A 26829-nucleotide genomic window follows, 5' to 3' on the forward strand; every position below is an offset into this window, starting at 1 on the left:
CTCACTGTTTGTAAAAGCACTTGCGCAATACATCCAGATACTGGTCAAAGTCGAAGCTCAGGGCCTCCATGTCGATGTCCTCCGCCCTTTGATCTCCAGTCAATTTAAGGGAACGGTTTCCGTAGTTTTCCAATGCCCAGATGGTTAGGTCCCGGATTTTGTCGGCGGGCACATCCTGTCGGAACAAAGAGGTATCCAAATTGCCCAGCAGACACTGATAGCCGTAGTCCGTCATCTTTTCCAACTGCTCCTTCAGCTCGGCGGCGATTTCGGAGGACTTTTCCACGGTCAGGCGCTTGATGAACTCAAACATCGGGGGGTATCGCTGGTAGACAGCCCCCTTGAGCATGGCGGCCCGGCGGTACCGGGCAAGCAAATCGCCACCGCAGTGGCCGATCTGCTCATAGAATTCCCGGCTCACCACCCCAAACACATACTCGCAGAGGAAGAGGAACAAAGCCTTCTTGCTGGCGAAGTAGTGGAACAGCGCCCCCTTGGAGATACCCGCCGCCTTTACCATTTCGTTGGTGGAAGCCAGATCATAGCCCTTTTTGGCAAATTCCATCAGGGCCGAATTGATGATAATATCCCGCTTTTCTTCTTTTAGACCGATGAAGTTTTCGTACATCATTACCACCTCCTTATGTACATTGACCACTTTGGTCGGTAATTGCAGCATAGCACAACCGACCAAAGTGGTCAATAATGAAATTACGAAGGCACATGCCCATTGAAGAGACAAACGCTACAGGATACGGACATGATTTTTGTAACCGAGCCATCGCAGGTTGACCCTTTTCGTTATTTACCAGCAAGATACGGTTATTGAAGCCCTGGCTGCCATAGGCATTAGCACCACCGCGGAGGAACTGGCTACGTTAGGTCAGGATATATACGAGATCAAAAACCAGACCAGGCAACTTCTAGGCTATCAGTTGGACAAGCTTGAATTCCCGGAGCGCTTTTTTGAGACACCTAGTTTAACGGGTGCTTTGGCAAGGGAAAAAATGTATAATTTTTTGGAGATTTATAAAAAACAAACAGGCCGGTAGTTTGGCTGAGGATTAACCGTCAGCTTTTGGGTGTAATGAGCCTGGGCTTTTTGTGCATATTATGCTTAGGGGTATTTGATGGATTAATGGCATGAATTTTGTAAAACGACTTTCGGGAACACTTGTTCTATGATAAAATAATACGAAAGAGCTTACATGTTAATATCGGAGCTGGTAATAAAAGAAAATCTTCTGTCATCCTGAGCTAGCGAAGGATGACAGGCGGCTATGCCTTAACGGGGTGGTAAGATTGGAATTATTGGAAAAACTAAGGATTTTATCCGATGCGGCAAAATATGATGTATCCTGTTCGTCCAGCGGCAGCAAGCGCAAAAATATTGCTGGCGGCCTGGGCAACGCAGACCAGAGTGGCATTTGTCATAGTTGGTCTGACGATGGCAGATGTATTTCCCTTTTAAAAATACTTCTTACCAACTACTGTATCTTTGATTGTGCCTACTGTGTAAATAGGGTTAGTAACGACCTGCCCAGGGCTGCCTTTACCCCGGAGGAAGTGGTTGATTTGACCATCAATTTTTACCGGAGGAATTACATCGAAGGCTTATTCCTTAGTTCCGCCATCTGTAACAACCCGAATCATACCATGGAACTGTTATTGCAAACGGTACGAAAACTAAGGTTAGAGGAACGTTTTAATGGCTATATCCACCTAAAGGCTATTCCTGGGGCGGATTGGCGATTAATAGCCGAGGCTGGCACCCTGGTTGATCGAATGAGTGTAAATATCGAACTGCCTTCCAATGAAGGGTTAAAACTACTGGCACCGCAAAAAAGAAAGGAAACCATTCTTAAACCAATGGGCCTTATCGGTTCCCATATTTTTGAAAGTAGAGAAGAAAGGAAAATCTCCAGAAAAGCTCCTTCCTTCGTGCCAGCCGGGCAAAGCACCCAATTAATTATCGGTGCCACACCGGACACCGATCTTAAGATTATTAATCTATCGGAAAATTTATATAAAAATTTCGATCTTAAAAGAGTGTATTATTCAGCCTACGTACCAGTATCCAATAAACCAGTACTACCACAAATCGCTAGCCCACCACTTAAGCGTGAAAATCGGTTATACCAGGCCGACTGGTTGCTTCGTTTTTATGGTTTCAAGGCCCAAGAACTTCTTTCCGAAGATCAACCGAATTTTCAGCTTGACCTTGATCCTAAATCCGATTGGGCCTTACGAAATCTTCATATATTTCCGGTGGAAATAAACAAGGCGGACTATCCTTTAATCCTCCGGGTACCAGGCATAGGGGTGAAAAATGCAAGGAAAATAATAACGGCCCGAAGATTTCACTCTCTGGGCTTTGAAGATTTACATAAGATGGGCATTGTCTTAAAACGAGCGCGCTATTTTATCACCTGTAAAGGCAAATATTATGGTGAAGTACCTTTTAGGGCAGAGGCAATCAAAAGCCGCCTATTGCCCCACTCCAAAAAAGAAACCTACACCCAATTGGCCCTGTTTACCGAGCAAAGCTTGGGTTACCAGTTGGAAGATGCCCAGGCTTGTATTACAGGGGAGATTTAACATGATTTATTTTATTTATGATGGAAGCTTTGAGGGGTTATTAACGGCTGTTTACGAGGCTTATTACCGAAGTGAGAGGCCGGATTATATTGTTTACCAAGATGAATTTCAGCAGGATTTATTTAGTCAGGCCATAACCATTCATACGGATCAAGAGAAAAGTGCCAAAGTCTATCGGGCCATAGAGGATAAGATATCCTTTTATACCCTGCAGCAGATATTTTATGTTTATTTATCAGAATTACAAGGTAGTGGAACACTAATTTATCAATATCTCAGATTGGGATTCCAGTTCGGACCCAAAATAAATTCTAATTTGACTGAGGATACAGTGAGAAAGGTATATGAACGAAGTCAAAGGGTTAGTAAAGAAAGGCACCGTATGCTAGGGCTAATTCGTTTTCAAAAATTAGCCAACGATTGTTTTTATGCAACGATGGAACCGGACCATAATATAGTTGGGCTAGTGTCACCCCACTTTGCCAATAGATTGTCAGACCAAAATTGGATTATCCATGACTTAAAAAGGAAAATCGCCGCTGTATACAACAAAAAGGAATGGCTATTAACAAACCTGGACATCCCACAAGGGCTTACCTTGGCTGCAAATGAAGCCTACTACCAGGAATTATGGAAAAAATATTTTTCCAGCACAGCAATTCAAAATCGGATTAACCCCAAGTTGCAAAAACAGTTTATGCCCATCCGATACTGGAAGCATCTGATAGAGAAAAAATCAAGCAAATAGAAAACCGCACCCTTTTGGTGCGGCTTAAATTTATATCTAATCCTCCCGATCGATATGGAAATGATTGTGATGAATCTTGAGCCGATGTTTTATACCACATTCAGGACAGGATAATGCTTCACCGTCTTTAAAGCGCATTTCACCGATGTGCTTACCGCAACAGATAATTTCGATGCCAATCAGGGATCCATCGTACTTTTGGTTGACCCGATAACCATAATTAGGTTTTAGAGTTTCCATTTTAATCATCCCCCTTGTGGTTACTTTATTATTTCTTCTCCATGAAGTCCAAAATTCCTGCCGATGTTGATGTTGAATTGAGTTTTGGTAATAAAATAGAAAATTATACATACTTTTGTCAAAAACATGAAACTTTTGGTAATTTCTTTAATATTTGTTTATATATAAACATGTTTAACGTTAATATATAGCTATATTTTAGTTAGATAATTATAATTAATCCCTATGCCATAAAACTACACAAAATTACATGATTTGATTTTCAGATCCATTGTAAATAATATTTAGAGTAATATTCTTAAATTTCCAGGAACATAGCTCTTGATTTATTTCTGCAAAGTAGTATAATCTATAATTGTCGCAGGAATGCGGCATATTCAAAGTACAGTGAGTAGTCGCTGTTGCGTTTTAGACGCAGCAGAGGAAAGTCGAGACACGCACACAGGCTGAAAGAGCCAATAGGCAGCGGCTTGTGTAAGATGGTGCCCGGCGCAAGCCGGGGCAGGGCGACCTGACGACGGTGAAAATAACTCCCTGAGTTATTAGTAACCCTAAAGTGCCACAGAAACGATGTCACCGGGCGACCGGTGAATGCAAGGGTAAACTCCACCAGCGTGCAACCCAAATAGGCAGGGACAATTGTCACCTGCGGGTAGGGGCACCTCGCATAGCGAGGAAGGGGATTATTCCCCTTAGATAGATGACTACTAAAACAGAATCTCGCTTACGGCTGTATCTTTGGATATTATTTTTTTAAAATGGACTTGCACAGTTTGTCAAACTATGCTAAAATAACTTTTGTCGGAAGAGCTGGGGGCGTGGCGCAGCTGGGAGCGCGCTTGAATGGCATTCAAGAGGTCAGGGGTTCGATCCCCCTCGTCTCCACCAAAAAAGAATTGAAAAACCCTTGGAATTGTTGAGATTCCAAGGGTTTTTTGTTTTTTAGAGAAGTGCCCCAAAGTGCCCCGAAATGCCCAAAAATTTGATTAGTAAGTTTACTAAACCAAAAGGAAGCAGAAAGAGCTACCGGCTAATGAACATTTGACTTAAAAAGTGAAACAATTAAGCCCAGGAACCCAGTGCTCTTACTTATCGTCTATCTAAATAAAGATAGGTAATTGCACATCTTCTAGGAGGGGTTTAGTTGAGGGAAAAATATATTGGTCTTTTCACGGCGTTTCTTTTAATTAGTATGCTTGTCTCTCCAATCACAGTTTTTGCGTCAAATAACAATTTAAGACTAGGGCAACCAAACCAACATGTAGATGATATTGTTTTTAAAGAAACAATAAAGGGAGCCCTTAAAAGTAGCAGCGAAATGAACTTTGTTTTACCGAAAGGAGTTACTTTTACATCTTTGCCGATAGTTGAAGTTTCTAACGGTAACCTAGAACTTGATACGATTAGGGACGAATTTAAGTTGGATGGAAGAGAATACATTAAAGTTAAAATTAAGAGCGAAAGTAGTATTCCAAGTACAATAAAAATAAGAGATATTAGGCTTACTGTAGACCGAACTGTTCCAGATGGACCCCTGTATTTAGAACTCACTGGCACATCAATTAGTGAAACAGGTTCTGTTTTCCCAGGGGAAGATGCAATGCAAATACAACTTGGTGAAGTAGTTGAAGCATCAACGGATATGCATGTGGCTTTTAAAATTGGATCTCAGGTTTATTATCAAGGTAGCAATGCGAAGGTAATGGATGCTGTCCCATATTTAAAGGAAAGTCGTACTTTTGTTCCACTTCGATTTTTAGTTAATACTATAGGAATCACAGACAAAGACATTGCTTTTGATAATGGTAAAGTTACAATTAATAGGGGTTCTAATTTAATTGAGTTATCGGTAGGTAAAAATGAAGTTATTGTTAATGGAGAAAGCTATACTACAGATGTTGCGCCAGAGGTTCGGGATGGGCGAATTATGTTACCAACGCGTGCTGTTGCAGAAATTTTGGGAGCTAAAGTAGACTTTGTGGAAGACCAGATTATTATAACGATTACAAATTAGTTTAAACTTATAACGCCTTCGGGGCGTTATTTTTATGCCCTGATACCAGTTGGTGCCAGGGCAATTGTTGCCGGGAGGTGGGGGGAGAACGTGACCCAGGAAGAAATCACAAAGGTGTTAATTAAGATTGTGCAAGAGGATGTCCGTGAAATCAAGCAAGATAACAAAGATATCAAAGCCAGTATATCTGACAGCCTCCGGCGGGTACACGAGAGGACTGGATGAGCGAATCAAACAAGACCCGGTATACCGCAAATGCCCTTGTCAGGTCTTTGGCTGAAGCACTGGGGAAAGAAGTTGATTGAGACAGGCCTACCTTGACCGCCACAGTTAAATAATTGACTAGCTCCGAGGAAACCCGGGGCTTTTTTATTTTTCTGTAACATCTCTGTAATATCCTGGTGTTAGAATTTACTCAAACTAAAAAAATGGGGTGTGTTTATGAAAATAACCGTTAACGGCAATGTTGATCAAAAAGAAATTGACAGTATAGTCGCAGAAGAAAAGGAACGCCTTGCAGCAATGGGCAAGGAGGTAGGCACTATTGAAATATCAGTGGTAAGTTCTGGGGAGTTAGAAGTTAAGACCTGGGCAAAATCTAATGTTCGCCGGGTCAGGCGTATCACGGGGTATTTGAGCACGGCTGACAGGTTCAACGATGCAAAGCAGGAAGAGTTAAGGGATAGGGTAGTACATAGTTAGTTGGAGCCCCTGCTGAGAGGTGGGTTACATCACACCACCCGGTGGGTTTTCTGTTTTCCCAAAAGGAATAACCCCTAGTTAGGGGGAACTAGGGGTTATTCCCAAGGAGAGAAACTAATGTGTTAGTGAGGCATTCACCCAATGGTATAATATGGTTAATGGGCCAAAATGTTACTATAAAACAGAATTTATATATTACCCACCGCACGCATGTTTTTCATACTCAAACCAAACGAGTGTGCGGTGTTGATTGTTATGTATAAATTGTATCGACAGTCTGTAGAAATCCACCCTGGTCCAGACGGCCAGTCCCTTAGTTTTCAGTGGAAAGGCTACTAGAAGTATTTAGGACCATTTAAGTAAAATGATCATATTATGAACGAAAGATTATAAAGGTGTTGATGCCCATGGCCTCTTATATCCGAGTGCTACACGCTTCCCCAGATTCGCCAGCCGTTGATGTCTATGCGAATGAACGGACATTAGCAAAAACATTAACCTATAGAAATTTTACCGAATACATTCCTTTACAAGAAGGTAACTATAACATTAAAGTAAGTCTTTCAGGGTCGCAAGGGGAAGCTATTGTGCAAGATAACATGAGAGTTTACCCTAATTCTATCTATACCGTGGCAGTGATAGGGATGCAAAGGAAAATCTGCATTATGCCCATATCCGACCTAATAGCCAGTGTGGGCTTAAATATTAATCTCAAGTTGGTTCACCTTTCCCCGGATACGGCTAATCTAGACATTGGACTTCAAAATGGAACTAATTTATTTAAAGACGTACCCTATTGCGAAACAACTAATTATATTACTCTTCCATCCGGCACCTATACCTTTCAGGTAAAGGTTACAGATACAGATAACGTGGTACTGACAGTCCCTAATCAGAAACTAACTTCTCCTAAAGTCTATACCGGATATATTGTGGGACTTAGTAACAGCAATCCTCCCTTACAGATGCTCACCCCACTTGATGGAAGTTCATACTTGAACACGAATGATAGCCCGTCAGGGAAGTTAATAATAGATTCAAAGAAAGCAGATGTTAACGGTGATCAAGTTGTTGATACAGTTTTTTTATCTGGAGATAAGCCTGACCCTACAAGTCCTTTTACGGAAAACTTATCAGTATGTGTGGAAGATGGAAAAAACAATAAAATTATCTGTACGGTACCCCCCTCAAATGCCGGTTATAATGCCAATCTTTTTTTGGGAGATTTCAATGACGATAATGTTGCGGATATTCTTATTCGCATAGAATCAGGTGGTAGTGGAGGTTATTTATTTGCGTATGTTTATACCGTTCTTAACAACAGACTAGTAAATATCTTTGATTATGAAGATTTTAATGCAAATAGTCAGTATCAGGTAAATTTTATGGATAATTACTTAGTTGAAGTTACTCAAATAAACAACCAGAATACCTTTTCGATCGATCTAAGTAACCGTAAGGAGGAGTTTTCCGATATATATGATGAAAACGGAAAATTAATTCAGCCTTTACAGGGTAGTGTGTTGCCATTAGGTGGGCTTATACCCCAAGATACCGATAACGATGGTAATTTTGAACTAATTGCGATCCAACGCATTATCGGAAGGTTTAATGCGGAAACCCTTGGCTATGTGAAAACAACCTTGGATTGGGATGGAACAGGTTTTACTACAATAAAAACAGAGATTGTTACCTCGATAGATCAATTCTAATATAGCTATGGACTAATGACGAGGTTCATAGTTTTTGCTTATCTACAAGATCGGACACTTGATAAAACCGAATCAAAAAGCTACAAAAGACCTGAACAGTGAAGAAATGTGTAGGTCTTTTGTATTTACTCCTATATCCTTAATATTTCCAAAACCTCATTTATTCCCCTTGGCTAGCTTAAGGAATTCCACCGGCTTCATAAAAGAAACACTTCCTATGAACGCAAAGAGTGGTTTCGTGTGGGTGATATGAAAACAACTGTTCCCTCAAAGGTCCAAATAAAAGGCCGATTGTTCCAAGAAACGTAATACACAAAAGTGAATTATGCATGTCCCTTTTGATAACGAAAGAAACTTTTTCCTCTTAATGCTTTTAGTTAATTGACAAAGGAAAGTTTCTCGGATATTATGTTATACGATATATCGTATAACATAATATCAAGGAGAGGGATAATGTGTCCTATTCAGGAGGCCCGATGACGGAAGCAATGTATTATATCCTCTTGGCTTTAATGAATCCGAATCATGGTTATCAGTTAATGGCTGCAATTGAACAAGTATCAAATGGGCGCATAAAAATGGGTCCAGGAACGTTGTATGGCGTTCTTACAAGACTGCAAAAGGATAATCTCATTGAAATATTAAGTGACGATGGCAGAAGGAAGACCTACGCTATTACGGAAGAAGGCAGGGTTGCCCTCAAAACGGAATATGAAAGGTTAAAAGAGATGATTCAGGATGGAAGAATAATAGAAGGGTGATTATAGATGGGCAAGATAGTAAAAAGACTAATGCTTGACGATATCTATGCTATTGGTCGAAATGAAAGCTGGTTTTCTGCTATGGCAAGTGAAGGTCTGCATTTAAAAAAATCGGGGCGTCTATTTGTTTACTTCGAAAAAGGGGAACCAAAGAAAACCAAATATAGAATGGATTATCTTAAAGAAGCACCTTCGCAGGAACAACTTGATGTTTATCATGATTGCGGTTGGAATTTTATCACAAATAGTGGTTATTTCTATATTTTTTCTGCTGACGAGAAATCATGCACCACGGAGCTACATACTGACCCAATTGAGCAAGGGTTTTCCCTGTCAGAGCTAAATAAGCGGCTTAGGAATAATTTAATCATTATATCGATTGCCATGTTACTGTTCTTGGGCATGATGATAAGCATCTATTATTTCAACGATGAGCCCTTTTTATTAATGATTAAAGGCCAGTTTGTCCAGCAAATGCTCCTTGTGATTGTTGAGCTGTACGTTTTTTATTCGGTAATACGCAACTATATAACGATTCACAAGCTCAAACAATCTTTACTCCAGGGTGCGGAAATTAATCACAACGAGGATTATAGGAAAGCCAGATTGCTGGGGGGTATATTGGCAGGTATATATATGCCCCTGGCGTTATTTACAATTATCATACCCTTTGTTGAATTTGCTAAAAGCAAAGACTATACACTTCCGGAAGGCAACGCCAATCTGCCAATTATCCGGCTTGAAGAAATAGAGAAAAGCTCGAATCTTATGCGTGAAACAGGTTATAATGGCAATAATGTTGATTGGGCAAATCGGGTTAGCTACGATTGGAACCTGCTAGCGCCTGTTCAGTATGAAATAGATGAACATGGAGTCGTTCGTGGTGAAATGTGGGAAGATAAAAGCGGTGTATATTCGCCGAGTATAACCACCCGATACTATAAGTTAACCTTTGGCAGCATGGCAGAAAACCTTACGCTTGATCTTATTAATCGCTATGTTTGGCGTGATAACACTGAAGTTAAGGATATCAATCATCCGAAGTTTGATAAACTAGCGATTGCTCAGGATGATATTCACAAACAGATCTTTGCCTATTTGGATAATCAAGTAGTCTATGTTACCTATTACGGGAAAGAGCGAATAGAGGAAATTATACCGCTGCTTGCTCAAAAGATGATTGCTTATCAGGAACGAATGGCGGAGGTGCAATAGTAGAAAAATGCGAAACACAGCTTTATTTATATAGCGTGAGGGGTATTATGAAAAAGAAAAAAATAACTATTTCTGTCTCTATTATTCTGATAATCGTTTTAGCCTATATAGCAATTGGTAACCCGATGGTATTTTTTAATAATCAGAAACTAAAACGAGAAGTTACAGCAATTAAATCCGATAATGTGAAGTTGAATGAAATTGTACCTTTTGAGTGGGATACGGTATATACATTCGAACCATATACAAATAAAGAACAAATTAAAGATGTTATAGGTTTTAAGAGTTATTCTATTCAAGAAACTGTAAGTGAAGGAATGGTTCAATTACTTTTCGTCAAAGACAAAAAAGTGGTATGTAGTGTATGCGGCTACAGCAGTACTTTGGGCTATAGAATAGATTTTCTTGATAGAATCATGTACACAGACAATGCTGTTTTTTCAGTTGAAAGAGATTCTGATATAGTGAGGCTAACTTATAAAAAATGAGCATTATCTTAGGGGAATCGTATGTTACATCATTCTTTGTTACGTATCAGCAGAAAGGTGTGCAACAATAGGGGAGAAATTTTTATGGGAAGAATTATAATGGCCATTGTTTTAACTGTTATGGGTGGTGCTCTTGGAAGTTTTTTAGAACCACCCGCATTTGCAAATAGCATACCGCTTGCAATTATGGGAGGATTTATTTTAGCAGAGATTCAACGTAGAAATGATAAATAAATTGCGTATAATCCAATATGACATAAATATTTATAAACCATAGCGTAGGTTCGACATTGACATAAAAGCGCCAGCCGGTAACAATGCCTCGACTGGCGCTTTCGTGTTTCTTATGGCCCTAAATCCAAACTTAATGCCCTTGTTAACAAGGGTGAAGCTAGATATAGTGCTTTGAGATTATCTTCAAGCATCGTATGCTGCCAAGTGCCCTGCGCTAATTTCTTCTGGGCTTTTTCACTTTTACTAATCAGTGAAGCTATTGGTGCAAGCGCTTTTTCCAAGTCCTCTTTCGTATATTTGTCCGTTGCATCATGCTTTGCTAATTCCTTTTTTATCAATGACGAGGCGATATAAAGCGCTTTAATCCGGTTCTTTTGTAAGGTGTACTGGGAAGTACCTGGTGCAAATTTTTCTTGTGCTTTCTCACCTCGCTCAATCATTGAAGCGATAGCTTGAAGCGCTTCTTCCATATCTTTCTTCGTAAAATCACTCATAAACTCAACCTTCCATAATTATATGGGACAAGGGGATAGGTTGTTTGTTCCGGTTTTAAATTAATATGAGTTCAGGTGAAAATATACCAACGAGTTTTTCTCCACAGACACTTTTCCCTTATCAAGACTCTAAATTATAAATTCTTTATTAAAAACCATTGACAATTAGTATAAAAAATGGAAAAAATTGCACCTTTTAAAGGGGCAATACTTAATCTAAATCATAGCATAACCAAAATAAAAAGTATAGTATTTTTTTTGTTTCTTCTTATACTTAGATTGTAACTTAAAATAAAAATGCATAGGGGGTTGTTGCATCCTGTTTAATCAAAAAGAAACCTGCGAAAGAAAGCATTTAAATAATGTTCAAGAAAAGCTCAAAATGGCACTTGAGCGTATTGAACAAAAAATAACGAATTACTCCAATGAGATATTAGAAATCAAACGGTATATGTATGAAAATCTGGCCCAACTTGACCTTGCGGAAAAAGCAGCAAATCGAATTGCGGTTTCTGAGGGTGTTACTTTCGGAGAAGAAGCTGTCAAGGAAAGAGAAAGGCTTCAAAAATTAATCCAATCCCCCTATTTTGGAAGAATTGATTTTGCTGAAGCAGAAGAAGCAAAGGAGGAAGCATTCTATATCGGAGTACATGCATTTGTTGATCCCATGACGGCTCAACACATCATTTATGATTGGCGAGCGCCTATTTCGAGCATGTTTTATGATTTTGAATTAGGTCCGGCATTTTACGTAGCCCCTATCGGAAAAATTGACGGAGTACTAACCCTAAGGCGGCAATATAAAATCAAACAAACTCAAATGGAATATATGCTGGAAAGCTCTCTGAATATTGGCGACGAAATTTTGCAAAAGGAATTAAGCCAGAATGCCGACGATAAAATGAAAAACATTGTAGCAACCATTCAGAGGGAGCAAAACGCGATTATCAGAAATGAAGCAGCAAAAGTATTGATTATACAAGGAGCGGCCGGTTCTGGAAAAACATCTATTGCATTACACCGAGTCGCGTTTTTACTGTATCGATATAAAGAAACTTTGAAATCGAAGAACATTCTGATTATCTCTCCTAATAAAGTCTTTAGTAACTATATTTCTAGTGTCTTGCCGGAATTAGGAGAAGAAAATATATCAGAAATGGGCTTTGAAGATATTGCTTCAAGCATGATGGATAAGAAGTATCAATATCAAACATTTTTTGAGCAGGTGGAGAATTTGTTGGATAATGGGAGCTCGGATGCCATTGCCAGGATTGAGTTTAAATCAACGAATCATTTTGTTGAACAACTCCAAGCCTACTTGGAATATGCCGAAGACGAATATTTTGAGCCAATTAACCTTGATTTTGGTGTTCTTTCTATTTCTAAGGAAGACTTATTTTCGCGCTATCATGCTTATAAAAGACTACCTATTAAGCAGCGTTTTGATAAAATTGCCAATGATGTAATTGCAAAATATAAAAATTATATAGGGGGAAAGCTAGATGCTAAAATTGTCCGGCAAATAAGAAGCAGCATTTTGAAATTGTATAGATTCCCTAACGCGGTATCATTGTACCAAAATTTTTATCACCACATAAAACGCGAGGATTTATTCCAGTTCATCACTAAAAATACATTTGAGTTCTGTGATGTCTTTCCATTTATCTTAGTAAAAATGTATTTTGATGGAGTGGAGCAAGATTACAAAGGTATACAACACTTGCTGGTTGATGAAATGCAGGATTATACGCCCATTCAGTATGCCGTATTGGCAAAATTGTTTTCCTGTAAGATGACTATTTTAGGGGATGGGTATCAAAGCGTTAATCCTTACAGTTCCTCAACCGCGGAAAAAATACAACCATACTTTGCTGGCTGTAATTGCGTGGAATTATGCAAAAGTTACCGTTCAACCATTGAAATTACTCAGCTTACGAAAAAAATTATAGAAAATAAAAAGCTGATTCCTGTTGAGCGGCACGGTGATACACCAACGATAACGGTATGCCAGACCCAAAAGGAACAACTTGATAAAATACGATACTTGATTGAGCAATTCAAGCAATCCGAACATGCCTCACTGGGTATTATCTGCAAGTCACAAAAACGAGCGAGGCTGCTGTTTAAACAGGTTCGTGCTGTTTATGATGATGTTATTCTATTGGATTTTGGAAGCAATGAGTTTAAAGATGGTATCGTCATTACTTCTGTTCATATGTCTAAAGGGCTTGAATTTGATCAAGTAATTGTACCAGATATTTCAGAACACTTTTACAAAACACCATTGGATAGAAGCCTGTTATATATCGCTTGTACAAGGGCAATGCACAAATTGGATTTAACCTGTTGCGAAAGAAAAACCACTTTTTTATGTGAACCAGAAAAGATATTTGAATTGGCTGTTGATATGGCTAATATTTGAGGAAGGCTAGCTCAAATATTAGCTTTACCTGGCTCTTTCATCTTCTTCCTTAAAATCCAACCCGATTGATGTGCATCCACAATAGTCACTACGATGTCGAGACGGGTTTTTTATTTGATTCATTTGATCGAATATATAAAAATCCGCAGGTAATTACCGTCAATGGGATTGTCAATATAATCGCCGAACTGCCAATTAACGCCTGTAAAAGCTCGACAATGATTATCTCGCGGTTTAAAAGATGCAAGAGGGAATCAGAGTAGGTCAGCAACAGCATAATAGTTGTTAAGGAACTTCCAATATAAGCCAATACCAAGGTATTTGCCATGGTACCCATGATGTCACGCCCGATGCTCATGCCACTTTTAAACAGCTTTTGAAATGTAATGTTGGGAGCATGTTCGCATAATTCAAAAAGTGCAGATGAAATATCCATTGCGACATCCATGATTGCTCCCATGGCGCCAATGATAATTGCCGCAAAAATGATGGCGGTAAGTTCAATCGGTTTGTCTGGATTGAGCATAGTTAAATAAATGGAGTGCTCATCTACGAACCCCGTAAGATGAAGTATTCTGCTCATGATAGTAGTAGTAACGGCTGCAATAATTGTCCCGGATATACAACCAATCATAGTCGCGAGCGTTTTCTTACTCGCTCCGTTAATTAAAACAAGAGTCATCGTAATTGTATAAAGGCAGGTAATTACAGCGCTTATGTAAGTGTTATATCCATTCATGACAGATGGAACAAACACGAAAAAGACGAATAAGAATGTAAAAGTCAATGAAAGTAAGGTGTTAATACCTTTCCAACGCCCAATTAATAAAACCAACCCTGCAAATATCAGCCCCAGAATAACAATTTTATCAAACCGATAATAATCTACAAACTGCCAAGGTGTGACGTCGGTATTTGGATCATCCATCTTTAAAAGCATGATATTGTCTCCTGGTTCTACTTCCTTGATAAATTCACTTCCGGCAAACATACTGTCAATTAATTGTTGCACGGTAACCACCTGATCTTTATAAAGACCATTTTTAATTTTAGCGGTAAAAGTAATATTTGTGCTTGTATAGCTTTCAGTTTCGCCAACCGGTATTTCATCAATTGATCGATCAAGTACAGCGATTACCTTCCCCTTAACAGTTTCTTCAGCAGATACACTGAAAAGGGAAAAATCTTTTGTTGCAATGCGATTGCCGACAAATATGGCTAAAATGGACAAAGCAACAGCTATAAACCATATAACAAACTTTTTTTGATGGATTTTTTGTCTTGTTTTTTTATTCACAGAGAATAGACCCCCCATTTAGACCTAGTAGATAATTATGTAATTGCAAGTACTGGCGTAGGCATACCCGCGGCTCATAAAGACGCCAGAGCAAAGCGATGCAAATTCCAAGCGTAGGATAGGCTTAATTATATCAGTTAGTTACTTATTTGGCAGACAGTTTTACAGTATTTCATAGTAGATTGCCTTTAATTTTTATACAGGGAGTGCACTAGGGTCAATTTAGTATAAATAAACGTAACCCTCCACTGCCTCTGCGGGCGTAATTTTTGTGACACGAATTTGAGGATCGTTGTATTTCCGGCCATCATAATCATATTGCCCGATAAAGATAGTTCCTTCAACCATTACCCATGAATCTTTTTTTAATTCGGAAGCCTTGTCGTATTTACATAACAGCCCGGCAGGCGCTAAATCTGCGACACAGCAGGACATCATCAAGCGGGCAGGTACAAACTCATTCTCTTTCAGCGTTTCAGGATCTTTGAATACGAACCCCGTCATAACAACCGTGTACCCTTCGTATTTGTCCATACTTGTGTATATTTCGGAAAGCCACAGGCCGAAATCATCATTGGAAACCGTGATTTTCTTGTTTACGGCATCTAAGCCGGGCAAACGGGATAAATGGTCCCCATCCGGCAAATCGCTTTGCTTGCCGGGGATGGTAGTGTCTAGGGGGTCTGTGGGTACTGTATCTTCCAACAACGGGTCTTCGGTAGGGGTGCTGGTTGCACCCTCAGAGCCGGCGTTATCCGGCGGAGCCTGTTTTTTAGGTGCTCCATATTGACTGACTTGTCCGGAAAAAGTATTCCCGCCAAGGTAATTACCGGAAAGATCCGAGGTGCTCAAAGGGCTGTGGGGAAGCAAAAGCAGCAAAACAGGAATCGCCAGCACAAAGCAATGGCTGGATCGCACTTTATGCTGCGGGCGAAACAGCCTAAAAAGGCTCACACAAGCCCATATCAGCATGACGATTGCCGTAAAGCAAAGATACGGCTTCATTCTGGGCGTAACATAGGAAAGGTATTTCCCGCTGCTCGCCAAATATAGCATCAAAGCCCCAAAGGAGCAATAGCAAAGAAACTCCAGAAAAATCTGCGGATTAAACGCCCTCGCCCGCATTTTTATATCCCTCCTAAACCGGCAAACAAAAAGACCACGGCAAAGCATACGATAAATGCCGTAAACAATAGTTTAGCGATAAAACTCTTCGAAAATCCCGAACGGAGCATCAGCACATTTTTAATGTCCATCATCGGCCCAAACACAAGAAATCCCATGATCGCACCCATTGGAAACTGATTCGCAAAGCTGCGCGCAATAACGGCGTCGGACGAAGAGCATAGGGAAAGAACGAACGCCATTGCCATCATAATGATAATGGAGACCGCTAGCCCGGCGCCGCTTTGTGCGTCGGTGAATATGCCGGTTCCCAGCACTTGAAATAAAGAAGCAATAAAGGTTCCGATCATCAGATACTTCCCGACGCTGAAAAATTCCGCTTGCGAATGGCGGATAAACAGGCCAAGCTTTCCAGAGAAAGTGGTGATTGACTCGGCATCCTCATAACAGCCGCAGTTGCACATCAGCCGGTCAAAGGTGCCTCCGGATAGTACATTACCCTTTGGTGGCCAGATGGCAAAAATAAGCCCGATGATAATTGCGGCTATCATGCCAAAGCAAATGCGCTGGATCACAATGGTCAGGTTGCCGCTGAAGGCGTAATAGGTCGATAAAATCACCACGGGATTGATCACCGGCGTAGCCGCCATAAAGGTAATCGCTACGGGCAGGGGAATCCCTTTTCTCACCAAGCTCCTGAAAATCGGGATGGAAGCACAATCGCAGACCGGAAGGCAAAAACCGCCCAGAATCGCGGCCAGCATGCCTGCGCCCAGTGATTTGGGAAATCTGCGTTCGATAAAGCCCTGTGGAATAAAAACCTGAATCACCGACGACAGCAATACGCCGATCAGCAGGAAGGGAACGGCCTGCAGGATAATCCCTAAAAATACGTTGATAATCGTATTGAACGGAATTTGGAACGCCTCAAAAACGGGCCGTGCGGCAAAATGCAGGATGACGAGCATGGCAACCGTAAGAAAGAAGAAGTTGACCGGATGCTCCTGTCTGCCGAAAAGCTGTTTATATAAGTCTTTATAAGCCCTTATTTCATATATATTAATGCCTGAATTTATGCCGTTCAGCAGGCGGTGAATTCGTTTATAAACAGTTGCCGAATGTACATTGCGAACCACGGCAAAATCACTGTTTGCAATCTGCTCGGGCAGAGCGCCTCCCGTCCTGCCCAGCAGATTTTCTATGCTTGCCGCGTCCGCAATATGGATGACTTTTTGAATTTTACACAAGCTGCGAAGTGAGTCTTGTAAAAGCAAAGCCTGCAACCTGGAAAATGGGACGACACCGTTCCACTCGATCCAGATTTCTTCAGGGTTGTAGGTTTGCAGGACATACAGAATTTGACTGACTACTTGCAGGGGCTGCTGCTCCAAAGCCTTTTTGGGGAAAGAAATATGGTGGCAGTTATGATACTGGCTCTGGAATTCTTCTTCGCCGCTCTCAAACTGTATAACAAGTATCCTGATATCCTGCCAGTCGCGCCTGTTCAGCAGGGTATTCAGAAACGTCGTTTTCCCGGCGTCAAGGAACCCGGTCACAACATAAACGGGTATCGCCATCCTAGCACTCCCCGCTAAAGAGGATGCATAACTCCTGTCTGTTTAGATTCCGGCCGATGATGCAAAGCATGTTGCCTTTGGTGGCGCATTTTGTCACTTTTATATCTCCGGGGAGATATTGCAGATTCATATATTCGCTGGGCCCGCGAACAATACCTTTTGCGCGAAGAATCGTTCCGGTCGCGCTTCTCTCCATATTGGATAGCCGCTCCTGCAAATCCTCAATGCTGAATAGCCGATTTGTCCGAATGGTAACTGTATCAAAAACATCTGCCGCAGCATGATGATGGCCGCAAGAACAATTGTGGTCATCATCATGGCTATGTTCGTGCTCTGCGTAACTGTGCGCACCATGGCAGCCGCAGTTGCAGTCATGTGTGTGCACGTGCTGCTCTATACGGACGCGATTATTACGGTGTGGGTGGAGTATTTCATCCACATTGATCTGGCCCCAAGGCTTCGAAAAGATGACCGCATGCGGATTTAAGCCTCTGATTATTTCACAAGCAGCGTTTACCTGAGCAGGGAACTCCTCGGCACGGCTAAGTAAGACGGCATCGGCGTTTTGAATCTGATCCTCAAAAAATTCACCGAAGTTGTCAAGATACATTTTACAGCGTTTTACATCCACGATTGTTATTTTGGCCTTTACTTTAGCAAGCGGCAGGATGCGCGGGTCCGAACAGGCCTTCATAATATCCGATAGTTTGCCAACACCGGAAGGTTCAATGACGATTTTGTCGGGGTGAAAGAGATCCAAAAGTTCTCTAAGGGCTTTGATAAAATCACCCGAAAGGCTGCAACAGATACAGCCGGAATTCATTTCTTTCACTTCAATACCGCCCGATTTCAACAAGGCGGCATCAACGCTGATATCACCAAAATCATTTTCAATGAGAGCAACCTTCTCATGCCGAAAGGACTCTTTGAGCAGTTTTTGAATCAGCGTGGTTTTTCCCGCTCCAAGGAAGCCGGATATTACGAATATTTCTGTTGACATGCAACTCCTCCTAAAAAAATACTAACTCAGGCTGATAACGATCAGGTGGTCTTACAATCACTGCAGAGCCCTAATACCTCCAGATTATGTCCCATGACCTGAAAATCCTCATCCTCAAGTTTTGGAATAAACCTCTCCATTGGGCAATTGTCCATTGCGATGATCTTGCGGCAGTTCAAGCAGACAGCATAATGCTTATGCTGGAAACGGTTTAATTCATACACCGCCATTTCATGATTCATCACATTGGTTTTAATCACCACGTCCTTTTTTACGAAAAGCTCCAGTATCCGATAGACGGTAGACATCCAAGCCGCGTCTCCGCTTTTCTCCATTCTTGAGCATATATCGGCGGCACTTAAGGGCTTGTCGGTATTTTCAAGTACCGAGAGCACACTTTCGCGTTGCCTCGTTCTCTTTATCCCCGCTGGCCAGATGTTCTGTCCCTCTTTCAATGTATTCACCTCGTTCGATTTTTTGTCAGGACTGTGCAGTTCCCTTATGGTTCTATGTAAATTTACTGAAATATGCCGACCGAGCTCTCTCAATTGCTAATGCCCGATATGCAAATGCGTTTCATTTGCATTTATATTTATTGTATCGTGCAAATTCCGTAAAGTAAAGTTTTTTGGATATAAGCCGAATGTAGCATAATATGGCCGTCGTTCGCGACGGGTAAAGCGAATGGTGAATTGCAGCTTTTTTGCGACTTCAAAGAGCTGTTCGGTGCCGGACGTGTTGAGACTATCGGTGATCTTGACAAGGCAATACTCGGAATGGGTCAGGTAGCTTTAAAGCATAATGCAAACTCACCAGTCAAATGACAAAAGCCTCTAGGCACATGTTTGTGCCTGGAGGCTTTGTCATTTGAATAGAGTTATTTTGTTATTTGAAAGCTAGTTTCGATCACTTCCCCTGTAGAATTACATCCACAATGCATTTACTCAGGCGCTCTATAGCTGTTTCAACCTTTTCTGGCTCCAGTCCGGAATAGTTAATGATAATCATATGGGTCTCACAAGCTTGTTCGTCATGATAATAATTAGAGACACAGGAAATACGAATCCCGGCACTTTTGGCGGCACTTATCAATTTTGCATCTGCCACATCTGTGTTAACTTTCATGAGAAAGTGAAGTCCAGAGTCCTCTTCTAGAATCGTCACATAGGGGTTTAAGCTGCTTTCCCGGATGGCCATTAGGATGGTATCCCGTTGCTTTCGATAATAGGTTCGCATGCGGTTAATATGTTTTTCAAAATAGCCCTCCGCGATAAAGCGTGCCAGCGTGAACTGCTCAAAGCTGGATACGGTACAGGAGTAGAAGCCTAACTTTTGATAAAATCGACCCACAAGATGCTTGGGAAGAACCATATAGCTGATGCGAAAGGTTGGTGCCAGGCTTTTGGCAAATGTGTTAATGTAGATTACCTTTTCCATTACGTCGATACTTAGCAGAGTAGGAATCGGTTTGCCGAACAGACGGAACTCACAGTCATAGTCGTCCTCAATAATATAGCGCTCACTCTGTTTGGCGGCCCAGCTTAAAAGCTCATACCGTCGGCTGACTGGCATGACAATACCAGTGGGAAAATGATGGGAAGGGGTAATGTGGAGAATGTCAGCTTCGCTGCTTTTCAAAAAATCTGCCATTACGCCGGAGTCATCCATAGGAATATGACAGCACTTAACATCGTTGCTCTCATATATTTTAGTGAGCCTGGTATAGCCTGGGTTTTCCACAGCATATAAGTGGTTTCTGCCCAGCAGTTGGATAATGACACTGTATAGGTATTGCGTTCCGGCCCCTACTATAATCTGTTCAGGGTCCACCGACATGCCGCGGAACTGGTAGAGGTGCTCAGCGATGGCCTGCCTCAGTTTCAAAACGCCGCCCACCGAAGTGTCTGACAGCAGAGACAGCTCATTTTCGGTTGCGGTCACCTCCCTCAGCAGTCTGGTCCAAACAGAGAAGGGAAAGGTATCCGGGGCTACGGAATTCCTAACAAAGTCAGCATAATAGGCTGGCTCATTTTTTGGCCTTTGGTCTGCCAGTGGTTTTTCTTTGGCGGGATGTATCGTTTGTTTTTTAAGATTGGAGACAAAATATCCCCTTTTGGGGAGCGAATAAATATAGCCCTCTGCCGCAAGCTGAGCATAGGCATTTTCGATCGTAATGATACTTACCCCTAAGTTTTTGGCAAAGACACGTTTGGAGGGGAGTTTTTCATCAGGCTTTAACTTCTTTTGCAAGATATCCATTTTAATACATTTATAAATATATTCATACATACTTTCTGACCCTATATTTTCGAAGGAATATGTTAACATAATTATAACCTCTTCGCTAAACTGACTATGGCCGATTTTTTCAGATTGGACATTTTAATATAGCCAGTTAAGAGTATACTCAATATTATTAAATATGTAAAGCGAGGGGTTTTATACAGTGAATAGCAAAAGATATGAATTAAATAAGGAACTTGCCCAGATGCTGAAGGGAGGCGTGATTATGGATGTAACCACGCCGGAACAAGCGAAGATTGCGGAGGCTGCCGGGGCCTGTGCAGTCATGGCCTTGGAACGAATTCCCGCAGACATTCGAGCCGCCGGTGGCGTTTCCCGTATGAGTGATCCCAAAATGATTAAAGGCATCCAGGAAGCGGTTACCATTCCGGTAATGGCAAAGTGCCGCATTGGTCATTTTGTAGAGGCTCAAATCCTGGAGGCAATTGAGATAGATTATATTGACGAGAGTGAAGTACTTTCACCAACGGACGATGTTTATCATATCGACAAGACCAGATTCCGGGTGCCCTTTGTCTGTGGTGCAAAGGACCTGGGAGAAGCCCTGCGTAGAATTAATGAAGGTGCTGCCATGATTCGCACCAAGGGGGAACCGGGTACGGGTGATGTGGTTCAGGCGGTGCGGCATATGAGAATGATCAATAGGCAGATCAGCCGCATCGTGGGCCTGCGAAAAGATGAGCTTTTCCAAGAGGCTAAAGAGCTGCAGGCACCCTATGATCTGGTTCTCTATGTTCATGAGCATAAGCGCCTGCCGGTAGTCAATTTCGCCGCTGGCGGCATTGCTACACCTGCGGATGCTGCCCTTATGATGCAACTGGGTGCGGAAGGTGTTTTTGTGGGCTCCGGTATCTTTAAGTCAGGCAATCCTGCCAAAAGAGCCCAAGCTATCGTGAAGGCGGTTACCAATTACCAGGATCCAAAGGTAATAGCAGAACTGTCAGAGGATCTAGGCGAAGCGATGGTGGGTATCAACGAACAGGAAATCGAATTGCTCATGGCGGAGCGAGGCAAGTAATATGAAGGTAGGAGTACTGGCGGTGCAAGGAGCCTTTGCCGAGCATGAGGAGATTCTCTCGCAGCTGGGAGTGGCTTATATTGAGCTTCGGAATGGAGAAGACGCTCGCCAAGATTTTGATGGGTTGATTCTGCCGGGTGGTGAGAGTACCACCCAAGGCAAACTGCTCCGGGAACTGGACATGTTTGAACCGCTGCGGGAAAAATTATCAAAAGGTTTGCCTGTTTTGGCAACCTGTGCAGGCCTTATTTTGCTGGCTGAACAGATTTCCAACGATTCTGCCCGGTATTTTGGCACTTTGCCGGTAACGGTCAAGCGCAATGCATACGGCAGACAACTGGGCAGTTTTTACACAGAGGAACAATTCGGCGATTTAGGTAAGGTTCCTATGACTTTTATCCGCGCACCCTATGTTGAAGCCGTGGGTGAGGGTGTAGAGATTCTTGCCAGGGTAGATCAGAATGTTGTAGGCGTTCGATTTAACAATCAAATTGGGCTTTCCTTTCACCCTGAACTGAATGGAAACAGGAAAATTCATCAAATGTTTCTCGATAGCATTAACCCCACTTAAGCAGCGACTATTAATGTAATAGGTGTCTTTGTGACCACCCCTACCCGGATAAGTATTGCCAGGTTTTCTAGCTTGTTAGCTCGTTGCTACGAAGCATTATATTGCTGATTCTTGCAACATGCTTAAACTAGTTATATAATAATGGCAATATTCCGATTAAAGGGTGTTGGGTATGGAGTACATGACTGTTAAGGAAGCTGGGGTAAAATGGGGGCTTGGGAGCAGGATTGTGACGTTGTACTGCGCCGAGGGCAGAATAGAAGGTGCAATAAAAAAGGGCAATATGTGGCTTGTTCCCCAGCATGCCGCAAAGCCGGCTGACAGAAGACGAAAAAAAGCCCCAATGCAAAAAGAAAAGGAAGCAGCGATAGCCAGAGAAATATATGATATATATGAACAAAGGCAACATAATAACCAGTGGCCCTTTCAGTCCTTGTATGAAAACAAAGAGCTGTTTGTGGAGATCGTGAAGCATTTACCCTACCCAATGCACATCTGTGAGCCAGACGGAACTTTGCTCCTGGCTAATGAAGCATTTATAAAGTTTGCTAAAATAACCAACCCAGAAAAACTTTATAAAAAGCATAATATACTGCTCAATCCCAACCTTGAAAGATGGGGAATATTAGAATTTATGTTGCAGGCCTATCAGGGAGAAGTGGTTCACGCATATGATATTAAAGTACCGCAGCAAGAAATTTTTCAGCGATTAAATGGAGAAAAGGAAATCGTTTGTGGAAGCATGTATCAAAATTTAACTTCCTTCCCTATCTGCAATGAAAATAACCAAATAGTATACATAGTGACTGTTTTTACTACATCCCGACATTATCATGGCAGAGAAGAGGTTATGAAAGGCAAAGAATATATAGATAACCATTGGAAGGAAGAATTTGACGCAGATCAATTGGCTGGTATTGTTTATATGAGCAGGTATCATTATACCCGTTTGTTTAAAAAGCATACGGGTATGACACCCTACAACTACTATCAGGACGTAAAAATTGGTAAGTTCAAGGAAAAACTGTGTGACAACAATCTGTCCGTGGCCCAAGTCTTTGCCGAATGTGGTGAGGATTACAATGGTAATTTCGCAAAAATATTTAAACAAAAAGTAGGTATGACCCCTTTCCAATATCGAAAGATGATTACTCAAAAATAAGAAATTCATAAAAAATGCTCCCCAAAAGCGTAATGGTTTGGGGGGCTTTTTATTTGCCCAAACAGCAAAAATCACCGAAAATTGAGCACTGATTTAATATCCCGTTTTCCATAATTTACATATAATGGGGAAAGCGGAGAGTACTGGAGGGGAGTGTGCTTTAGGTTATGGAAAAACCGTTAGGAGAAGGGGGACAGGTTGAGACCACTGAAAAAACAGGATTTTTCAGTGGTCTCGACCTGTCCCTCTGTCCCTACTTCCACTCTAGTTTGGCAAAAATTCTATTGGACAACAGCAGCAGAATCCCTATTATCACAATATTGACAATCCCAATGCCTACAAAGGCCAGCAGTATATTGTGGTAAATAACAGCCAGGGCGCCGCCGACTATTCCACCGGGCAGCAGGAGGAGCAGCACCTGCAGCATGAGAAACAATGGATATAAGGCCTTTTGGTCGATGGCACTGGGGAAAAGGATGCGTGATAAATAGTTGGAACACAGGTTTAAAATATAAAAACTAATACCAAAGACAATCATGATGGCAATTACATATACTGGAGCCTTGAGCATGATACCCAGGGGGATATTCAGTGCCGCAATGTTTACCGTCATCCGCAGTACATCGGTCAGGTTGCTGCAGATTATCTTCAGTAAATTGGAACCGGGAATCAGGTAAATATACGGTTTGGTCAGTTCACTCTGGCCGGAATTAGACGCAGAAAAAATAAACAGCAGGTACGCAATGACACCGTTTGCCACGTAAAGGGGAGTTATACCACCGTTGTGTCCGGCACTGAAGTAGCCAATGATTAACCCGGCCAGCAAAAAGATAAGTGTCCTAAACCCCAGGTATGGATGCAGGTCGCTGCGGCTGGCCTCAATCTTGCTGCGCCACAAAAAAGTCCAGGGTCCGGTTCCCGCTTTTTTTACAATAACATTTTTATTCTTCAGAAAAGGAAGTGACATGGGCTGAGACTTTTCCATTCCTTTTTTTCGCCGTCTATGCAGACTTCTCTTTTCGGTAGCTTTCAGGGTATCTTCGTAATAATCATCAGCCGTGTAATATGAAAGGGCAATACAGCAAATCAGAAACAGAATTTGAAGCACCAGCGCAGCTGCACTAAAAGTGCTGTAACCCGTTACGGCTGTCATAAATACGACCTTACTCCAGCCAATCACAGGCAAATAATTGATAAAGGGAGCGTTTAAGCCCTGTAGCACTCCTTGCAGTAAATCCTCGGCAGTGAAAACACGAATTCCCAGATAAGCAATAAAGATAAAGCTTAAAAACAGAATTCCTTGCTGCAGCCACGATTGAATACGATATTTGCTGCCGATTGCAAAAATCAAAAAGTTTAATGGTTTAATGGATAAAACCATGCCAATATAGCCAAGGTAGAGAAAAGGGAGATGATCCGGATTGATCTTGGCTAGGTTTGTAATCGTAGGCATCAAAGCCAAAATAACAATACCGTAAAGGAAAAAATTCACCAGACTCTGTTTTGTCATGCTATAAAGCAGAATCTTTTTGGGTGAAACAGGTGACGGAAACAACAGATGTACATCCCCCATGGAAAAAAAGGTGGAAGATTCTGTTGTGCCGCGGTACAGAAAGTATAAAATAAAAACCGCGCTGAATCCAACAAATGCCGCCCCCAGTATTTGTTCGCTAAACTGCATCGGTATGGGCATCGGTTCCCGTTGTTTCAGCAGCACATTGAAGAGAAGAGAGCCTAGCCAAAATAAATAGAAGAAATAAATGATTAGCCGCTTGGGGTTGTGCTTAATCTCTACAAAGTGGTTTTTGATTATCCAGCCGTCCCTTTTAATCAGGAGTTTGAAATCATTCATCCTTCGTCACCTCTAAGAACAGATCCTCCAGGGATACGCTTTCACTGTTTCCCAGTTGCAGCTTCATCTCCTCCATAGTCCTATCCACGATGATCTTACCGTTTTTCATTACCAACACGCGCTGACAGAGGTTTTCAATGCTATCCAGTAAATGTGTACTGACCAAAACAGTTTTCTGCTGTTCACTCAGTTCCCGAAAAATCAATTTGGTTTCCCTGATTGACTTGGGGTCAAGCCCGATCATCGGTTCATCAAATAAGTAAAGGTCTGGTTCAGGCAGCAGGCCGCAGCAAATAGAGACCTTTTGCTTCATGCCTTTGGACAGTTCCTTGGCAAGCTTATCTTTCTTATCCCACAGGTCATAACGCTCAATCAGTCGTTCCGCTTTTTCCTCAAAGTCTGTCACGTTGTAGGCGTAACCAATGAACTGCAGGTGCTCCCATACGGTTAGCATATCGTACAACTCGGGCACCTCAGGTATATATGTAAATTTTTTTTTTGCCTCCTGGGTAGTACTGGGATAACCGTCAATATTTATGCTGCCGTCCGTCTTGCGCAACAGACCGGCAATGGTTTTGATGGTAGTGCTTTTACCGGCTCCGTTCGGACCCAAAAGTCCTACAATATCGCCTTGGTTAAGGGTAAAACTAATGTCGTCTACCGCAACAGCACTTTTAAATTTCTTGGTCAAGTGTTCTACTTTTAACATCCGATCACCTCATAACACGTCACTTTAGAAGATGGAATACAATTGAAACATCCTAAGTTTATCACAAATTGAGCGATTAGAGCCATTTTAAGTGTCAGCGACACAATTTTGCAGGCTAAAATGAGTTAAATTTATTGCATAGACGTTATTTTTCATATTTCCAATAGATTACCAACTAGAAGATCTTGAATTAGACAATAATATTTGTTATTATACAACTACCGACTAAAGTAATAAAAATTTAATTTCCTGCTTTGTGCGTTCCTTGTTGATTTTTAAACCACAGTGTGTTTTTGGGAGTTGGATCTTAAATTGCAGATGTCAGGCCGTTGCGGACGGAAGGCAGAAACAATTCAGCTGACACCCACCTGCGAGAAGCGGGTATTAAAAACACCAAGTGGACGGCTAAGCGGGTAGGCAAAGAAAAAAATCCTCAGAGAATAGTCTCTGGGGATTTTCTTTGTGCGACAGGCAGTCGCACCTGTCCCGTTAATAGTACGGGGCAAACTCATGTTATAAAGACAGCGGCTACGATACAGCAGTAAAAACGGGCCGGGAGTCTGGAAGCAGGAGGGTTCTCGGAGGT

The 26829-nt window shown here is 41.7% G+C and carries 26 protein-coding genes, 1 tRNA gene and 2 other RNA genes; 18 read left to right on the plus strand and 11 right to left on the minus strand.

The annotated features are described in order from the left end of the window. Position 1: 1 nt before the first annotated feature. On the minus strand, positions 2-628 hold the full coding sequence (locus V6C11_RS01850) for a TetR/AcrR family transcriptional regulator (RefSeq protein ID WP_333529378.1): 627 nt from the start codon (positions 626-628) through the stop codon (positions 2-4). A 160-nt stretch (positions 629-788) separates the two neighbouring features. Between V6C11_RS01850 and V6C11_RS01855 the strand changes: the two genes are divergently transcribed. The 3 genes from V6C11_RS01855 (at position 789) to V6C11_RS01865 (ending at position 3346) form a co-directional block, all read left to right on the plus strand. Then, entirely contained in the window at positions 789-1052 is a 264-nt protein-coding gene (locus tag V6C11_RS01855) for a hypothetical protein (protein ID WP_333529379.1), read from the plus strand. A gap of 250 nt (positions 1053-1302) precedes the next feature. Further along, entirely contained in the window at positions 1303-2598 is a 1296-nt protein-coding gene (locus V6C11_RS01860; protein WP_333529380.1) for a putative DNA modification/repair radical SAM protein, read from the plus strand. A gap of 1 nt (position 2599) precedes the next feature. Next, positions 2600-3346, plus strand: coding sequence for a TIGR03915 family putative DNA repair protein (locus V6C11_RS01865; protein ID WP_333529381.1), 747 nt, complete (start codon positions 2600-2602; stop codon positions 3344-3346). A 36-nt stretch (positions 3347-3382) separates the two neighbouring features. On the opposite strand, the gene V6C11_RS01870 is transcribed toward V6C11_RS01865, so the two are convergent. After that, the gene (locus V6C11_RS01870) at positions 3383-3586 is read right to left on the minus strand and encodes a hypothetical protein (protein ID WP_333529382.1); all 204 of its coding nucleotides are present in this window, start codon (positions 3584-3586) and stop codon (positions 3383-3385) included. 383 nt (positions 3587-3969) lie between these two features. Between V6C11_RS01870 and rnpB the strand changes: the two genes are divergently transcribed. The 10 genes from rnpB (at position 3970) to V6C11_RS01920 (ending at position 10712) form a co-directional block, all read left to right on the plus strand. Continuing rightward, positions 3970-4318: RNase P RNA component class B (rnpB, locus tag V6C11_RS01875), an RNA gene on the plus strand. Between the two features lie 80 nt (positions 4319-4398). Beyond that, positions 4399-4474 (plus strand) — tRNA-Ala (locus V6C11_RS01880). Positions 4475-4730: 256 nt separating this feature from the next. After that, positions 4731-5600: a copper amine oxidase N-terminal domain-containing protein gene (locus V6C11_RS01885; RefSeq protein WP_333529383.1), complete on the plus strand. Its 870-nt coding sequence runs from the start codon at positions 4731-4733 to the stop codon at positions 5598-5600. A gap of 90 nt (positions 5601-5690) precedes the next feature. Next, positions 5691-5825 (plus strand): hypothetical protein, encoded by a 135-nt coding sequence (locus V6C11_RS01890; protein WP_333529384.1) that lies wholly within the window; start codon positions 5691-5693, stop codon positions 5823-5825. Positions 5826-6041: 216 nt separating this feature from the next. Then, positions 6042-6302: an anaerobic ribonucleoside-triphosphate reductase gene (nrdD, locus tag V6C11_RS01895; RefSeq protein WP_333529385.1), complete on the plus strand. Its 261-nt coding sequence runs from the start codon at positions 6042-6044 to the stop codon at positions 6300-6302. Between the two features lie 407 nt (positions 6303-6709). Beyond that, positions 6710-8014 (plus strand): DUF4397 domain-containing protein, encoded by a 1305-nt coding sequence (locus tag V6C11_RS01900; protein ID WP_333529386.1) that lies wholly within the window; start codon positions 6710-6712, stop codon positions 8012-8014. Between the two features lie 455 nt (positions 8015-8469). Next, on the plus strand, positions 8470-8775 hold the full coding sequence (locus V6C11_RS01905; RefSeq protein ID WP_333529387.1) for a PadR family transcriptional regulator: 306 nt from the start codon (positions 8470-8472) through the stop codon (positions 8773-8775). 6 nt (positions 8776-8781) lie between these two features. Then, positions 8782-9990 carry a DUF2812 domain-containing protein gene (locus V6C11_RS01910; RefSeq protein ID WP_333529388.1) on the plus strand — a complete coding sequence of 403 codons (1209 nt, stop codon included), beginning with the start codon at positions 8782-8784 and terminating at the stop codon, positions 9988-9990. A 47-nt stretch (positions 9991-10037) separates the two neighbouring features. After that, positions 10038-10478 carry a hypothetical protein gene (locus V6C11_RS01915; protein ID WP_333529389.1) on the plus strand — a complete coding sequence of 147 codons (441 nt, stop codon included), beginning with the start codon at positions 10038-10040 and terminating at the stop codon, positions 10476-10478. 84 nt (positions 10479-10562) lie between these two features. Next, a complete protein-coding gene (locus V6C11_RS01920; RefSeq protein WP_333529390.1) occupies positions 10563-10712 on the plus strand; it encodes a hypothetical protein in 150 nt (49 codons plus the stop codon). 110 nt (positions 10713-10822) lie between these two features. Here V6C11_RS01920 and V6C11_RS01925 read toward each other — a convergent pair whose 3' ends face one another. Continuing rightward, entirely contained in the window at positions 10823-11206 is a 384-nt protein-coding gene (locus V6C11_RS01925) for a hypothetical protein (RefSeq protein ID WP_333529391.1), read from the minus strand. 319 nt (positions 11207-11525) lie between these two features. Here V6C11_RS01925 and V6C11_RS01930 point away from each other — a divergent pair, with 319 nt between their 5' ends. Continuing rightward, entirely contained in the window at positions 11526-13628 is a 2103-nt protein-coding gene (locus V6C11_RS01930; RefSeq protein ID WP_333529403.1) for a HelD family protein, read from the plus strand. An 88-nt stretch (positions 13629-13716) separates the two neighbouring features. Here V6C11_RS01930 and V6C11_RS01935 read toward each other — a convergent pair whose 3' ends face one another. The 6 genes from V6C11_RS01935 to pdxR form a co-directional block, all read right to left on the minus strand. Further along, complete coding sequence (locus V6C11_RS01935) at positions 13717-14925, minus strand: YibE/F family protein (protein ID WP_333529392.1); 1209 nt, start codon at positions 14923-14925, stop codon at positions 13717-13719. A gap of 222 nt (positions 14926-15147) precedes the next feature. Beyond that, positions 15148-16050 (minus strand): TIGR03943 family putative permease subunit, encoded by a 903-nt coding sequence (locus V6C11_RS01940; RefSeq protein ID WP_333529393.1) that lies wholly within the window; start codon positions 16048-16050, stop codon positions 15148-15150. Between the two features lie 2 nt (positions 16051-16052). Then, positions 16053-17627, minus strand: a complete 1575-nt coding sequence (locus V6C11_RS01945; RefSeq protein WP_333529394.1) for a permease — start codon at positions 17625-17627, stop codon at positions 16053-16055. Position 17628: 1 nt separating this feature from the next. Further along, positions 17629-18627 carry a CobW family GTP-binding protein gene (locus V6C11_RS01950; RefSeq protein WP_333529395.1) on the minus strand — a complete coding sequence of 333 codons (999 nt, stop codon included), beginning with the start codon at positions 18625-18627 and terminating at the stop codon, positions 17629-17631. 41 nt (positions 18628-18668) lie between these two features. After that, positions 18669-19082, minus strand: a complete 414-nt coding sequence (locus tag V6C11_RS01955) for a Fur family transcriptional regulator (protein WP_333529404.1) — start codon at positions 19080-19082, stop codon at positions 18669-18671. A gap of 451 nt (positions 19083-19533) precedes the next feature. Then, on the minus strand, positions 19534-20955 hold the full coding sequence (pdxR, locus tag V6C11_RS01960; RefSeq protein ID WP_333529396.1) for a MocR-like pyridoxine biosynthesis transcription factor PdxR: 1422 nt from the start codon (positions 20953-20955) through the stop codon (positions 19534-19536). Positions 20956-21073: 118 nt separating this feature from the next. Between pdxR and pdxS the strand changes: the two genes are divergently transcribed. The 3 genes from pdxS to V6C11_RS01975 all read left to right on the plus strand — a co-directional run bounded on the left by pdxS (position 21074) and on the right by V6C11_RS01975 (position 23682). Beyond that, positions 21074-21949, plus strand: coding sequence for a pyridoxal 5'-phosphate synthase lyase subunit PdxS (gene pdxS / locus V6C11_RS01965; RefSeq protein ID WP_333529397.1), 876 nt, complete (start codon positions 21074-21076; stop codon positions 21947-21949). A 1-nt stretch (position 21950) separates the two neighbouring features. Continuing rightward, positions 21951-22520 carry a pyridoxal 5'-phosphate synthase glutaminase subunit PdxT gene (pdxT, locus tag V6C11_RS01970; RefSeq protein ID WP_333529398.1) on the plus strand — a complete coding sequence of 190 codons (570 nt, stop codon included), beginning with the start codon at positions 21951-21953 and terminating at the stop codon, positions 22518-22520. A gap of 172 nt (positions 22521-22692) precedes the next feature. Beyond that, positions 22693-23682, plus strand: a complete 990-nt coding sequence (locus tag V6C11_RS01975) for an AraC family transcriptional regulator (RefSeq protein ID WP_333529399.1) — start codon at positions 22693-22695, stop codon at positions 23680-23682. A 253-nt stretch (positions 23683-23935) separates the two neighbouring features. On the opposite strand, the gene V6C11_RS01980 is transcribed toward V6C11_RS01975, so the two are convergent. After that, entirely contained in the window at positions 23936-25534 is a 1599-nt protein-coding gene (locus V6C11_RS01980; RefSeq protein ID WP_333529400.1) for a putative ABC exporter domain-containing protein, read from the minus strand. Continuing rightward, positions 25527-26243 (minus strand): ABC transporter ATP-binding protein, encoded by a 717-nt coding sequence (locus tag V6C11_RS01985; protein ID WP_333529401.1) that lies wholly within the window; start codon positions 26241-26243, stop codon positions 25527-25529. Before V6C11_RS01985 ends, V6C11_RS01980 begins: the two co-directional genes overlap by 8 nt. 243 nt (positions 26244-26486) lie before the next feature. Between V6C11_RS01985 and ssrS the strand changes: the two genes are divergently transcribed. Then, positions 26487-26663, plus strand: a non-coding RNA gene (gene ssrS, locus V6C11_RS01990) — 6S RNA. Positions 26664-26829 lie beyond the last annotated feature (166 nt).

Source organism: Desulfotomaculum sp. 1211_IL3151 (assembly GCF_036763075.1).
GTDB lineage: Bacteria > Bacillota > Desulfotomaculia > Desulfotomaculales > Desulfotomaculaceae > Desulfotomaculum.

Excerpts from the sequence above, each read along its gene's own strand:
- V6C11_RS01850 (WP_333529378.1), bottom strand. The coding sequence starts at position 628 with ATGTACGAAAACTTCATCGGTCTAAAAGAAGAAAAGCGGGATATTATC.
- V6C11_RS01865 (WP_333529381.1), top strand. The coding sequence starts at position 2,600 with ATGATTTATTTTATTTATGATGGAAGCTTTGAGGGGTTATTAACGGCT.
- V6C11_RS01870 (WP_333529382.1), bottom strand. The coding sequence starts at position 3,586 with ATGGAAACTCTAAAACCTAATTATGGTTATCGGGTCAACCAAAAGTAC.
- nrdD (WP_333529385.1), top strand. The coding sequence starts at position 6,042 with ATGAAAATAACCGTTAACGGCAATGTTGATCAAAAAGAAATTGACAGT.
- V6C11_RS01900 (WP_333529386.1), top strand. The coding sequence starts at position 6,710 with ATGGCCTCTTATATCCGAGTGCTACACGCTTCCCCAGATTCGCCAGCC.
- V6C11_RS01910 (WP_333529388.1), top strand. The coding sequence starts at position 8,782 with ATGGGCAAGATAGTAAAAAGACTAATGCTTGACGATATCTATGCTATT.
- V6C11_RS01915 (WP_333529389.1), top strand. The coding sequence starts at position 10,038 with ATGAAAAAGAAAAAAATAACTATTTCTGTCTCTATTATTCTGATAATC.
- V6C11_RS01920 (WP_333529390.1), top strand. The coding sequence starts at position 10,563 with ATGGGAAGAATTATAATGGCCATTGTTTTAACTGTTATGGGTGGTGCT.
- V6C11_RS01925 (WP_333529391.1), bottom strand. The coding sequence starts at position 11,206 with ATGAGTGATTTTACGAAGAAAGATATGGAAGAAGCGCTTCAAGCTATC.
- V6C11_RS01940 (WP_333529393.1), bottom strand. The coding sequence starts at position 16,050 with ATGCGGGCGAGGGCGTTTAATCCGCAGATTTTTCTGGAGTTTCTTTGC.
- V6C11_RS01945 (WP_333529394.1), bottom strand. The coding sequence starts at position 17,627 with ATGGCGATACCCGTTTATGTTGTGACCGGGTTCCTTGACGCCGGGAAA.
- V6C11_RS01950 (WP_333529395.1), bottom strand. The coding sequence starts at position 18,627 with ATGTCAACAGAAATATTCGTAATATCCGGCTTCCTTGGAGCGGGAAAA.
- pdxR (WP_333529396.1), bottom strand. The coding sequence starts at position 20,955 with ATGTTAACATATTCCTTCGAAAATATAGGGTCAGAAAGTATGTATGAA.
- pdxT (WP_333529398.1), top strand. The coding sequence starts at position 21,951 with ATGAAGGTAGGAGTACTGGCGGTGCAAGGAGCCTTTGCCGAGCATGAG.
- V6C11_RS01975 (WP_333529399.1), top strand. The coding sequence starts at position 22,693 with ATGGAGTACATGACTGTTAAGGAAGCTGGGGTAAAATGGGGGCTTGGG.
- V6C11_RS01980 (WP_333529400.1), bottom strand. The coding sequence starts at position 25,534 with ATGAATGATTTCAAACTCCTGATTAAAAGGGACGGCTGGATAATCAAA.
- V6C11_RS01985 (WP_333529401.1), bottom strand. The coding sequence starts at position 26,243 with ATGTTAAAAGTAGAACACTTGACCAAGAAATTTAAAAGTGCTGTTGCG.